This is a genomic window from Ignavibacteriota bacterium, from assembly GCA_016218045.1.
In the GTDB taxonomy this organism is placed as follows: Bacteria; Bacteroidota; Ignavibacteria; order SZUA-365; family SZUA-365; genus JACRFB01.
Map to the genome: position 1 here is coordinate 41,578 of JACRFB010000024.1, position 12,501 is coordinate 54,078.

General features: G+C 62.6%; 13 protein-coding genes. 5 read left to right on the top strand and 8 right to left on the bottom strand.

The annotated features are described in order from the left end of the window. Positions 1 to 51: 51 nt before the first annotated feature. The 7 genes from HY962_07400 to HY962_07430 form a co-directional block, all read right to left on the bottom strand. Positions 52 to 1,089 carry an HPr kinase/phosphorylase gene (locus tag HY962_07400; GenBank protein ID MBI5646742.1) on the bottom strand — a complete coding sequence of 346 codons (1,038 nt, stop codon included), beginning with the start codon at positions 1,087 to 1,089 and terminating at the stop codon, positions 52 to 54. A 77-nt stretch (positions 1,090 to 1,166) separates the two neighbouring features. Next, a complete protein-coding gene (gene raiA / locus HY962_07405; GenBank protein MBI5646743.1) occupies positions 1,167 to 1,463 on the bottom strand; it encodes a ribosome-associated translation inhibitor RaiA in 297 nt (98 codons plus the stop codon). Beyond that, the gene (locus HY962_07410) at positions 1,460 to 2,401 is read right to left on the bottom strand and encodes a tyrosine recombinase (GenBank protein MBI5646744.1); all 942 of its coding nucleotides are present in this window, start codon (positions 2,399 to 2,401) and stop codon (positions 1,460 to 1,462) included. The genes raiA and HY962_07410 overlap by 4 nt, the downstream gene beginning before the upstream one ends. A 9-nt stretch (positions 2,402 to 2,410) precedes the next feature. Next, complete coding sequence (gene topA, locus HY962_07415; GenBank protein ID MBI5646745.1) at positions 2,411 to 4,675, bottom strand: type I DNA topoisomerase; 2,265 nt, start codon at positions 4,673 to 4,675, stop codon at positions 2,411 to 2,413. A 99-nt stretch (positions 4,676 to 4,774) separates the two neighbouring features. Further along, entirely contained in the window at positions 4,775 to 5,233 is a 459-nt protein-coding gene (locus HY962_07420; GenBank protein ID MBI5646746.1) for a DUF494 family protein, read from the bottom strand. A gap of 130 nt (positions 5,234 to 5,363) precedes the next feature. Then, positions 5,364 to 5,783, bottom strand: a complete 420-nt coding sequence (ybeY, locus tag HY962_07425; GenBank protein MBI5646747.1) for an rRNA maturation RNase YbeY — start codon at positions 5,781 to 5,783, stop codon at positions 5,364 to 5,366. Between the two features lie 10 nt (positions 5,784 to 5,793). After that, complete coding sequence (locus tag HY962_07430) at positions 5,794 to 6,258, bottom strand: hypothetical protein (GenBank protein ID MBI5646748.1); 465 nt, start codon at positions 6,256 to 6,258, stop codon at positions 5,794 to 5,796. A 176-nt stretch (positions 6,259 to 6,434) separates the two neighbouring features. Here HY962_07430 and HY962_07435 point away from each other — a divergent pair, with 176 nt between their 5' ends. Genes HY962_07435 through nadD form a run of 4 tightly spaced genes read left to right on the top strand, consistent with a single transcriptional unit; the run spans position 6,435 to position 10,100 of the window. Then, entirely contained in the window at positions 6,435 to 7,907 is a 1,473-nt protein-coding gene (locus HY962_07435; protein ID MBI5646749.1) for a glutamate--tRNA ligase, read from the top strand. Further along, positions 7,894 to 8,823 (top strand): glycosyltransferase, encoded by a 930-nt coding sequence (locus tag HY962_07440; GenBank protein MBI5646750.1) that lies wholly within the window; start codon positions 7,894 to 7,896, stop codon positions 8,821 to 8,823. The genes HY962_07435 and HY962_07440 overlap by 14 nt, the downstream gene beginning before the upstream one ends. A gap of 3 nt (positions 8,824 to 8,826) precedes the next feature. Beyond that, positions 8,827 to 9,516, top strand: a complete 690-nt coding sequence (locus HY962_07445; GenBank protein ID MBI5646751.1) for a DUF2064 domain-containing protein — start codon at positions 8,827 to 8,829, stop codon at positions 9,514 to 9,516. Further along, positions 9,513 to 10,100 (top strand): nicotinate (nicotinamide) nucleotide adenylyltransferase, encoded by a 588-nt coding sequence (gene nadD, locus HY962_07450; protein ID MBI5646752.1) that lies wholly within the window; start codon positions 9,513 to 9,515, stop codon positions 10,098 to 10,100. Before HY962_07445 ends, nadD begins: the two co-directional genes overlap by 4 nt. Positions 10,101 to 10,106: 6 nt before the next feature. Here nadD and HY962_07455 read toward each other — a convergent pair whose 3' ends face one another. Next, positions 10,107 to 11,093: an NAD-dependent epimerase/dehydratase family protein gene (locus HY962_07455; GenBank protein ID MBI5646753.1), complete on the bottom strand. Its 987-nt coding sequence runs from the start codon at positions 11,091 to 11,093 to the stop codon at positions 10,107 to 10,109. A 209-nt stretch (positions 11,094 to 11,302) separates the two neighbouring features. Here HY962_07455 and HY962_07460 point away from each other — a divergent pair, with 209 nt between their 5' ends. Next, positions 11,303 to 12,496, top strand: coding sequence for a pyridoxal phosphate-dependent aminotransferase family protein (locus HY962_07460; GenBank protein MBI5646754.1), 1,194 nt, complete (start codon positions 11,303 to 11,305; stop codon positions 12,494 to 12,496). Positions 12,497 to 12,501 lie beyond the last annotated feature (5 nt).

Sequence of the window (12,501 nt, forward strand, 5' to 3'; positions counted from 1 at the left end):
AAAAGAATCTGAAAAAGCAACAATGCGCTCCGAAATTCCTCCGATGCCGTGTCACTCGAAATCGTGCTCGAGCCAGTCGATCATGGGATCCGACTGCTCCTCGGCCTCCGCTTTTTTCTCGAGAATGGTCTGCAGGCGCCGCGAGAACTCGAGGGCCGAGTCCTGGCCGTAATGTTTGAGCAGGTAATTCAGGGCGATCACTTCCGAGATGACGGTCACATTCTTGCCGGGGAAAATGGGCAGCCGCACATGCGGCACCATGACGCCGAGTATGTCGACCTCTTCCGAATCGAGTCCGGTGCGCGTGTACTCGGCCGTGTCGCTCCAGTCCTCGAGCTGCACCACCACCTCGATGCGCTTCTGGAAGCGGATGGCGCGGATGCCGAAGATGCTGCGGATGTCGATGAGGCCGAGGCCGCGCACCTCCATGAAGTGTTTCACGAGCGACGAGCCCGCGCCCATGAGAATACCCTCGCCCTTTCGAATGGCCATGACAACATCGTCGGCCACGAGACGGTGGCCGCGTTCGACGAGGTCGAGCGCGATTTCGCTTTTCCCGATGCCCGAGCGTCCGACAAAAAGAACGCCGATGCCGTACACGTCGATAAACGCGCCGTGTATGACCGTCTTCGGCGCAAAATGGTCGTCGAGGAAATCGCCGACAAAATACACGGCCTTGGTAGTCTCGTGCCGTGTCGTGAACACGGGCACCTCGTGTGAGGTGGCGATGGCCAGAAGCGAATCTTCGAGCATGTTCCCCGCGGTGACGATGATGCAGGGTATCTTGAACTGGAAGAGACGTTCGAACGCGACAAGCTGTTCGTCGGGCGGCAGCGTGCGTAGATAGTGGATTTCGGTGTTGCCCATCACCTGCACGCGGTGATACGTAAAAAGTTCGACGTAGCCCGCCAGGGCGAGTCCGGGCCTGTGCAGATTCTTGTCGGTGATCTCGCGCTCGCTGCGCTCGAGTCCGTTGGCCGAGACAAGGCCGAGACGTGTGCGGTTCTTCTCGAAGAGCTGCCGCACGGTGATCGGTTTTCGCGGAAGCTCCTTGAGATCCGCGAACGGATTTTCTGTGTTGTATTTCATGGCTGCCTGGGAAAAAGAAACGGGCGGACATACGCTGTCCGCCCGCAAGATACGATGTTCGCTGTTGTGGGAACAGGTCAGACGCGGCGGCGCTTTTCCTTGTGTTTCTGGAGCTGGCGTTCGAGTTTGATGACCGCGCTGTCGATGGACTTGTAGAAGTCGTCGGACGTTTCGACCGCGACAAGCTGTGCTCCGTGCACGGCAAGGTTGATCTCCACGATCTTCACGGAATCCTTCTGCTTCTCGAAGCTGAGGATCACATTGCCGTTCACTATTCCGTCGTAATACTTTTTGAGAGTCGATACCTGGGCAAGGGCGTACTGCTTCAAACCTTCGTGCGCTTTGAAGTGGCGAGCGGTGAATTGGAGATTCATGATGACGCTCCTTCCTGGGAAACTGTGTGGATGGTTGCTCGCGGGTGCGACAATCTGTACACCCGCTTGAGGTGTTCGATGGAGACGTGTGTGTATATCTGCGTTGTCGACAGACTTTCGTGGCCGAGCAGTTGACGCACCGCTTCGAGATCCGCCCCGCGATCAACAAGATGCGTGGCGAAACTGTGACGCAGGACGTGCGGACTGTTTTTCCGGCGCCTTCCGTCGGAAGCGAGGTACCGGGTGACGATGGCGTGGACCGAGCGCGCCGAGAGGCGCGAGCCCTTCATATTCACAAACACGGCATTCGTGTCGCGAAGTTTCCCGGCACTGCCGAAATGCCCCGCGGCAGCGGCGTACCAGACCTCCAGTGCGCGCAGAGCGGGCGCGCCGACCGGCACGATACGCTCCTTGCGGCGTTTCCCCAGAACACGCGCGGTGCCCGCCCGCGCCGAGATCGCGTCGCGGTTCAGCGCAACGAGTTCGCTCAGACGCATGCCGGTGCTGTAGAACAGTTCGAGCACAGCCGCGTCACGCGCGCCGCGCACCGTGCCGGTGTCGGGCATCGCGAGAATGCCGCGCAGCGACTGCTCCTCGACGTATTCGGGAAGACGCTTGTCGAGCTTCGGCGCGTGCAGGTCCGCCGCCGGATTCGTCGGCAGCAGTCCGCGCTTCAGCGCGAAGACGTAAAACGAACGGAGCGCAGCCAGCGCGCGGGCGACGCTGCGTTTCGAGAGTCCGCGTTCATGCAGCGTCCCGAGGAAGGCGCGGACCGTCGCACGATCAACACCCTCGGGATCCACGGCAGCACTCTCCGCAATCTCGTCGAGCCACGCGGCAAAGCGTTCGAGCTCGTCGTGATATGCGCGGATCGTGTGGGGGGACGCATTGCGCTCCACACGGAGCATGGTGATGAATTGGTCGAACAGTTTCCTCATGAAACCGTCTTAGGCAGCCGCCTGTACAAGGTCGATTGGATCAAGGGCAAGCGTGAACTCATCCTTGCAGTTCGGACACTTGAGAAATTCGCCTTTTTTCTGGGTGTACTTGTGTGAAAGATACTCATTTCCACATTGAGGGCAAGCTTTGGCGACAGGTTTGTCCCAGGTCACAAAATCGCAGTTGGGATACCGTGTGCAGCCGTAAAATGTGCGCTTGGTTTTCGACTGCCGCTCCGATATCTCGCCTTCCTTACACTTCGGGCAATGGATGCCGAGCGTGATGGGACGCGTGAAGGTGCAGTCGGGATAGTGGGAACAGCCGATGAACTTTCCGTAGCGGCTCTGTTTCAGAACGAGCGGATGCGCGCAGAGCGGGCAGTTCTCGTTGATCTTCATCCGCTCGGCATCCTCGGGCAACGGCTTCGCGTTTTTGCATTCGGGATAACCGCTGCAGGCGAGGAATTTTCCGTTGCGACCCCAGCGGATGATCATCGGCCTGCCGCATTTGTCGCAGGGCGTCTCGGTGGTTTCCGTGAGGCGCGCCTCGTCGGGCGACACACTGTTGAGCAGTTCCATGAACGGATGATAGAAATCGTCCATCACCTTCATGTATGTGGCTTCGCCGGTCGCGATGGTGTCGAGTTCCTCCTCCATGCGCGCCGTGAATTCGACATTGAAGAGCGAGTTGAAATGCGTGCGCAGAAGCTTGTTCACGTCCATGCCCAGCGTGGTGGCGTAGAGGCGGCGCTCCTTCTGTTCCACATAGCCGCGCTCCTGCACCGTGCTCACGATGAGCGCGTAGGTGCTCGGACGTCCGATGCCCTTCGCCTCGAGTTCCTTGACAAGACTGCTTTCGGTGTAGCGCGGGGGCGGCTTGGTAAAATGCTGATGCATGTCGTCGGCGCCGCCGTTCTTGAGATCCACAGCGTCGCCCGCGGCCAGGCCATCGGGGATGACGGCTTCCTCTTCCTTGCTGTCGATATCCACCGACTCGGGTTCGAAGTCGTCATACACCTGCAGAAAACCGCGGAAGGTGTATATGGAGCCGACGCCGCGGAACACATAGGGACCGCCCTCGGTCAGCACGGTCGTCTGATAGATACGCGCGGCCTCCATCTGGCTCGCGACAAAACGTTTCCAGACGAGTTCGTAGAGTGCGTATTGCTCGGCGGTGAGGAAGGGGCGCACGCGTTGCGGCGTGAACTCCATCGAGGTCGGGCGTATCGCCTCGTGCGCGTCCTGGGCCGAGGCCTTCACCTTGAACAGACGCGGTTCGGACGGCAGGAACTCCGGTCCGTACACCGAGGATATATGCTCGCGCGCGGCGCCGAGCGCCTCGTTGCTGAGGCGTGTCGAATCGGTACGCATGTAGGTGATGAGACCGACGGCGCCCTCCTCGCCCAGTTCCACACCCTCGTAGAGCTGCTGCGCGACCATCATGGTGCGCTTCGCCGAGAAGCGCAGGCGCGTCGAGGCCTCCTGCTGCAGCGAACTGGTGATGAACGGCGCCGCGGGCTGGCGCGAGACCTCGCGCTTCGAGACGTCGGTGATCGCGTAGCGCTGTGCGCGCACGTCCTCGAGCAGGCGCGCCGCCGTCGCCTCATCGGGGATATCCGGATCCGAACCTCCGATTTTTACCAGCTTCGCGTGATAGGATCCGTCGCCCGGCTTCTGGAACTCGCCGGTCAGGGACCAGTACTCGCGGATCTGAAACGCGGCGATCTCCTCCTCGCGCTCGCAGATGAAACGCAGCGCCACACTCTGCACGCGGCCCGCGCTGAGTCCCTTGTAGATGGTCTTCCACAGGAAGGGGCTCACCTTGTAGCCCACGATGCGATCCATCACGCGGCGCGCCTGCTGGGCCTGCACCATCTTCTGGTCGATGCGCCGCGGATGTTCCATAGCCGACTTGACGCCGCTTTTGGTGATCTCGTTGAAGAGCACGCGATACAGCGGCTTGCCCGCCGCCTTCTTCTCGATCTCGTCGGCGATATGCGCGGCGATGGCCTCGCCTTCGCGGTCGGGATCGGTCGCGATATAGACGGCACTCGCCTTCTGCGCCCGCGACTGCAGTTCCTTCACCACCTGGTTCTTGCCGCGGATGATCACGTAGCGCGGCACATAGCCGTTCTCGACATCGACGCCGAGGTCGTTCGCGGGCAGATTTTTAATGTGGCCTACCGTGGCCTCGACAACATAGTCCTTGCCCAGATACTTGTTGATGGTTTTCGCCTTCGAGGGCGATTCGACGATGATAAGTGATTTTGCCATTCGTGTGTGTGTTGTGCGAAGGACGAGGTCCCCGGCCGACGGCCCGCATGATGCGGAAGCATGTGTCGAGCGCGAATCACGGGGATTCGCGGCGGAGCGTCAGTGAATCGTGTCCTGGCTATTGAGCATGAGCCGGCTCCCCATGCGGTTCGAATCGTCGTAGTCGAAGATGATGGACGCGACGATGGACTTCATCTCGGCGAGGCCGACGGCGGTGAATCCCGCCATCATGATTCGATCGATGGCGAGTTCCATCTCCATGTCGTCGAGCAGCCCGAGTTCGCGGAGCTGGATCAGGTAGCCGTACCCATCCGGCGTGATGACGTTGCGTTCGGCCTCGTGCAGCACGCGGTGGGAATGAGGCGACGTGCGGGTTTCTTCGGCCAGCACGTTTTCCCCGAGAGTGATTTTATCGAACAGCCAGCTAAAGGCCGTGCTGATTTCGTTATCGGTGTATCCCCGGTCCGACAGGATACGGAGGTCGATTTCCCCGAGACGCTTGTCGTGCCGCATCTCGTGGATCAGGTAGACGATTATTTCGATGATTTTTTCCTGCATGGCGATCTGCGCGATCTGTGTCGCGCATAAAATGTATGGCCGCGGGCGAGGAATGTCAAGTCAGCGCGGCGTCCGCCCTCTCCCGGAGCGTGCAAATTCCGCGCAATCACGCGGGATTCGCCCGATCTTTTCAGCGGGCGAAAAGCTGCGCCACGTATTTTTCCTGTCGGCGAAGCATACGCGAGCGCGCTGGTTCGGCGAGATCGTCGTAGCCGCAGGCGTGAAGCGTCCCGTGAATGACGAGCCGCGCAAGTTCCTCGCGGAGCGGCACACCGTAATCGCGCGCCTGCCCGCGGGCGGTGTCGCCGCTGATGTAGATCTCGGCCTCAGGGGCGGGTCCATCGCCGAGCGGGAAGGTGATCACGTCGGTTGGACCCGCATGCGACAGAAATGTTTCGTTCAGACGGGCCATGGCGGTGTCGTCGAGCAGCACGATGCTGATCGAGGCGTCCCGTTTTTTTTCCCCCCGCAGAACGAGCAGACAGGCGTCGCGAAAAATGGCGGCGCCGATGGAACCCAGTCGCGCCGCGAAGGTGACGGTGACGGTCATGCGTGCCGCCTCAGGCGGGATCGGTCGGAAGCGTCTCGTCGTCGTCGGGCAGCACCATTTCGGTGAGGGAGAGGGCGATGCCCGACATCATGACCTCGGGGCCGAGTGTGGTGAAGTCGCCCGAGAGCAGGGATCGGTCGACATTCGCGTACAGGGAGCAGCCGCCCCCCTTCTCGACGATGAGGCCCGAGACCTTGCCGCCGAATTCCGCGACGAAGGTGACCTCGCCGAGCATTTCGCTCACCACAACACCCGAGCAATGCTGGAGCTGCAGATTCGCGTTGGCCGTGTACACACACACGAGCGCGCCTTCGGTCTGGCCGATCGGGATGCGCGGATATATCTCGACGGTCACGCGGCGCGCTTCCTGCGCGGCGGGGACGTCGAAGCGTATCAGCGTGTTCTCGCGTCGCGGTTCGGCGCCCAGCACCAGGCCGATGCCGGCAATCTGTTCCTCGGAAAAAAGGTCGTTCATGGTCGCATGCGGTTTGTGTCAATCGCCAATATACTAACTTTCGGGCACGGTGTTTCACGGAACGCGCCGATGCCGCAAAATACGCCTCTCGGAGGGCCGATGCCACTGCGCCGGGCAGGCAAAAACGGACCGGGCGCATTTTTTCCACGCCCGGCTTTGCCCGTATATTCGGGGTCATGACACAGACACACACATCTCCTACCGCCAACGGCGGGGCCGCGGTACGCGTACGGTTCGCTCCGAGCCCCACGGGCTATCTGCACGTGGGCGGCCTGCGCACCGCCCTCTATAACTACCTCTTCGCGCGGCATCACGGCGGCGCCTTTGTGCTGCGGATCGAAGACACCGACCGCACGCGCTTCGTGGAAGGCGCGCAGGAAAATCTGATCGACACGCTGCGCTGGGCCGGACTCGACTTCGACGAGGGTCCGGGCATCGGGGGTCCGCACGGCCCGTACATCCAATCCGAACGACTCGAGATATACCGTACACACGTCGAACGCCTCCTCGCCGAGGGCCGGGCGTACCGCTGCTTCTGCACCGCCGAGGAACTGGAAACCCAGAGGCGCGAGCAGGCCGAAGCCAAGCGTCCGCCGATGTACGACCGTCGCTGCCGTATGCTGCGCCCTGAAGACGTCGAGGCGCGGCTCGCGGCCGGAGCGGCGCACACCGTGCGCATGAAGGTGCCGCTGGCGGGCGAGGTGGTGTTTCAGGACATCATCCGCGGCGAGATCCGCGTCTCGTGCGCGGTGGTCGACGACCAGGTGCTGCTCAAATCCGACGGCTTCCCCACCTATCATCTCGCCAACGTGGTGGACGATCACGCGATGGCGATCAGCCATGTGATACGCGGCGAGGAATGGCTGCCTTCGACGGCCAAACACGTGCTGCTCTACGAGGCCCTGGGTTGGGATCCCCCTCAGTTTGCGCATCTGCCGCTGCTGCTGAATCCCGACCGCACCAAGCTCAGCAAGCGCCAGGGCGACGTGGCGGTGGAGGACTACCGCGCCAAGGGGTACCTTGCGCCCGCACTCGTCAATTTTGTGGCGCTGCTCGGGTGGAACACATCCGACGACACCGAGATTTTTTCGCTGGAAACACTCGCGTCCCTTTTCACCCTCGACCGCGTGGGCAAGGCGGGCGCCGTGTTCGATCCAGCCAAACTCGACTGGTTCAACGGCCAGTACCTGCGGGCTATGGCGCCCGCCGACCTGGCAGCGCTCTGCGCGCCGCATCTCGCCGCGGCGGGCGCCGACATCAGCGACACGGCGCGTGTCGAGGCCATCGTCGCGGCGCTCGCCACACACCTCGTGCGGCCCGCCGATATAGCGGATGAAGCGGTCTTTTTCTTTGCGGAGCGTGTCGCGCCCGAGAGCGACGAGGTGCGTGCCGCGCTCGCCGCGGACACGGCCGCGACCGTGCTCGACCTCTTCGCCGAGGCCTGCACCGGAGTGAATCCCTGGGAACGCGGCGCGATCAAGGCCGCGATACAGGGTGTGCAGAAGGCCTCGGGAATTAAGGGCAAGGAACTGTTTCTGCCGCTGCGCGCGGCGCTGACCGGGCGCGCGCACGGACCCGAGCTTCCCGTGATCGCGGAACTCCTGGGCCGCGAGGTGTGCATCCGTCGCGCGCGTGATGCCCGCTCCTGAGTCCACTCCGCGGCCGCAGCCGCGCATCTCGTACATCGTCGTGCATTTCGGTCCGGCGGAGTACACACACACGTGTCTGCGCCAGCTTCGGACACACGCATGCGGCCTGCCCGCCGAGATCGTGGTGGTGGACAACGGCGCCGAGACGCCGTTCCATTCGGACGATGCCGACATCATCGTGCGTTTCGAGAGCAACCGCGGATACGGGGCCGCCTGCAACGCGGGCGCGCGCGCCGCGTCGGGCGCGCTGCTGTTCATACTGAACAACGACATCGAACTCAGCGACAACATCGCGGCGCCACTGGCCGCGCTGTTCGACGAGGATGCGGCGCTCGGCATCGCCGCTCCGCGGCTCTCGTTCCCGGACGGGCGTTTTCAGTTATCATACGGAGAGGATCCCGGACTCGTGTCGGAATTCCGCGAGCGCCGGCGCCAGCGCGAAAGCCGGGCGGGAGGCGGGCCGCACTTCGAACGCCGCCGCGCTGAGGCCGATCATGCGCACGACGTGGACTGGGTGACCGGCGCGGCATTCATGATATCACGCGCCTGTTTCAACGCGACGGGCGGTTTCGACGAAGAGTACTTTTTTTACTTCGAAGACGCGGACCTCTGCAGGCGCGCGCGGCTCGCCGGCTACCGTGTGCGCTACGAACCACGCGCGAGCATCGTGCACCTCGGCGGGGGCTCGCAGTCCGCGGGCGATCCGCGCATCAGGCGGTGGTATCGATTGGGGCAGGTCCGGTATTATTCCCTGCACAACAGCCGCATTTCCTTTTGGCTCTTAAAGCTGTATTTTTTCGCCACACTCATTGTCGCTGTACCGCCCGGATCCGACCAGCGCACGGCAAAGCGGGCCCTGTTCCAAGAACTCCGCGCTGTTCCGTATTCTCCCCTGTCGCGCCGCGCGCGACGATGAACCATGCGATCGCCGAACTCCCTTATCCTTTTCGACACATCCCACAACGCCGCGGGAGCACGCGACGGACTTGCGCCACTCGGCGAGGACATCGCCGCGGAACTGCGCGCCGCCTACCTCGTTGATGCCGCGCGTCGCTTCAGTTCCTTGCCGCTCGCGAATCTGCGCATACTGCTGTCGGACGTCATGCTACACCCGCTGGCCGCAGCCGCCGCGCCCTCAGCCGAGATCGCCATGCAGAACGGCGACACTGCCGCCGAGCGCCTGATCGACGCCTTCGAGGACGCCTTCGACGCGGGACACAAACACGTGCTGCTGGTGTTCGCCGACGCCCTGCATGCCCCGCTGCGCGCGATAGAGACGGCCTTCCTGCTGCTCGACACCTTCGACGACGCGCTCGTGCTGGGGCCGACAGAAAGCCAGGACGTGTACGCCATCGGGCTGCGGCATCCGAACGACACCCTGCTCGCAGGCATCGCGGGCGCCGCCGAGACTCCCCTGCTCGCGGGCCTCGGCGTGGTATCGCCGGACGAGTCCGCGGTGTATTCGCTGATGCCCTGGAAAACGCTCGGCACAAAGGATGAACTTGTCCGATTTATTGCCGAGGCCGAGAACGAGGATGCGGCAACCTACGCCGCCACCTTCACCTGCCTCGCGCGTCACGCCGAGAGCTTCGTCACATCCGTGTCATGAACGTCGGCGTACTGGGGGGCACATTTAATCCGCCGCACAACGGGCACCTGCTTCTGGCCGAAAGTGCGCGCGTGGAGCTGGGTCTCGACCTCGTGCTTTTTGTACCGGCCTGGCGTTCGCCCTTCAAGGACGGCGGCGGAACGCCCGATGCGGAGACCCGCTGCGAAATGGTGGCGCTTGCAGTGAGCGACAATCCGTTTTTCGCCTGCGACCATTTCGAGGCCCTGCGACCGACCGTGTCGTACACCGTCGACACGTTGCGCCATCTGCGCGCGACACGTCCGGACGACACGCTGCACCTGCTGCTCGGTGCCGACGCATTCGCCGAGTTTCATCTCTGGCGGGATCCGGACGAGATCGTCCACCTCGCCACACTCGCCGTCGCGCGCCGCGGCGCCGCGGAGGCCCCGTTGCACACCTCTCCGTACGGGACACACGCGCGCAGCTTCAGGATGCCCGCGGTCGACTTCTCGTCCACCGACATCCGCGCGCGCGCACGCGAGGGCAAAAGCGTGCGCTACCTTGTGCCGTGGACTGTGGCCACCTTCATCGAGGCAACCGGTCTGTATCGCGACCCCACGTAACGCGGTTCAGCGCAGCCAGCCCTGCTCGCGGTACCAGGCGACGGTGCGCCGTATCGCCTCGTCGATGGTCGTGTTCTCGCGGAAGCCGAGGTCGCGTTCGGCCTTCGACACGTCGCAAATCCAGTATTGGCGCGTGATGTCGCGGGCCTTTTCGAGATTCAGCGTGGCTGCCCTGCCGCTGATGGCGGCCACGGCCTGTGCCACCGCCGCAAGCGCATAGACCACGGCGTGAGGAATCCGGACCGTGAAGTATTTTTTTCCGAGCGCCCGACCGACGATCGATCCGACCTCGGGCCAGGAGTAGAAGGCCTTGCTGGCGATGAAGTAGGTCTGGTGCAGCGCGATATCGGCAGTCGCCGCACGGAAGAACCCGTCGACCAGATCCTCGACATAGATGAGATTCAGCCGTTTTTCCCCGAGGCCGATGATCGAATTCAGGCCACGCGCCACAGTCTGGAAATAGATGAAAATCTCGGTGTCGCGCGGACCAAACACGGCGGGCGGCCGGACGATGGTCCAGGGCAGAACGCCCGTGTATTCCTTCACCACTTTTTCAGCGGCGATTTTTGATTCGCCGTAGGTTGTGATCGGATTGGGAGGCGAATCCTCGGTTACGGGCGCGTCGAGCGAGGGCGCCGGGCCGCCCGCCGTCTGGCTGCTCACGTAGAGGAATCGCCGCAGGCCGGGCGCATGGAGACGCGCGGCCTCGAGGAGGCGGCGCGTGGCGCGTTCATTTGCCTCGAAGTACTCGTCGCGCGTGCGCGCCTTGACGAGGGCCGCGATATGGAAAATCAGATCGGCGTTCGCCACAAAGGCAGGCAGCGATGCCGCATCGCGTACATCGCCGTAGACAAAGTCGACGTTTTTCCCTTCGAGCCAGCGGAGATTGCTGCTCTTGCGCACGAGGGCGCGGACGGTATATCCCTCGGCGAGGAGCCGATCCACAACATGGCTTCCGATGAAACCGTTTGCTCCCGTGACACAGGCGATCATAAGGTCCGAATTTGCGGAATGAGGTGCAGGAAGGGCGTTCTCATTGCATTTCAGAACGCCCAAAAGTATATTCAAATTTTCCATGTGCTCAAAACCGCACATACCTGCGATTCACGGTCATCACATCCCCGGGGAATCTCCCGCACTCGCGCCGACGCGGTGGCGCGGGCCGTGTACGTGATCGGCCACCGTAGCTGAAAGGAGTCCCTGTGGATTTATTCGACAAATGCCGTTCGTTTACACGCGCCGACGAAGTGAAGGCGGCCGGTGTATATCCGTATTTCCGTGCCATCGAGGAAAATGAAGGTCCCATCGTCTCGATAGAGGGCCGGAAGGTGATCATGGCGGGGTCGAACAACTACCTCGGCCTGACGGCACATCCGAAAGTGAAGCAGGCGAGTCTCGACGCGATCAACCGATACGGCACCGGCTGCTCCGGATCTCGCTACCTGACCGGCACGCTCGACCTGCACAACATCATGGAGGAGCGCCTCGCGGCGTTCCTGGGCAAAGAATCCTGCCTGCTGTTCTCGACCGGCTACCAGACCGCGCAGGGTGTCATTTTCACCCTCGTGCAGCGCGGAGAGTATGTGGTGTCGGACAAGGACAACCACGCCTGCATACAGGTCGGCAATCTGATGGCGAAGGGCGCGTACGCGACGATGCTGCGCTACAAACACAACGACATGGCCGACCTCGAGAACGTGCTCTCGACCATCCCCGAAGGCAAGGGCACACTCATCGTGTCGGACGGCGTCTTCAGCACCACGGGCGAGATCGTGGATCTGCCCGCGCTGGTTGCAGCGGCGAAGAAACACAACGCGCGCATCCTTATCGACGACGCCCATTCGGTGGGTGTGATCGGCGAAGGCGGACGCGGCACCGCGAGCCACTTCGGCCTCATCGACGACGTCGACATGACGATGGGCACGTTCAGCAAGACCTTTGCGAGCCTGGGCGGTTTTGTTGTCGGCGACCGCTCGGTCATCAATTATCTGAAGCACCATTCGCTGGCACTGATATTCAGCGCGAGTCCCACACCCGCAAGCGTCGCGGCTGCGCTGGCGGCGCTCGACGTGCTCGAGGAGCAGCCCGATCTCGTGACCCGCGTCGTCGCCAACGCCGCGTACATGCGCGAGGGCTTCATCAAGCTGGGCTTCAATGTGATCCCCGGCCAGACGGGCGTGGTGCCCGTCGTGATCGGCGACGACGAGCGCACGTTCATCTTCTGGCGCAAGCTCTTCGACGCGGGCGTGTTCGTGAACGCCTTCATCAGCCCGGGCGTGCCGCAGGGCCTGCAGATGCTGCGCACGAGTTTTATGGCCTCGCACGAAAAACATCATCTCGACCGCATCCTCGAAATCAGCGGCGACATCGGCCGCGAACTCGGCCTCATCGCTTAACACAA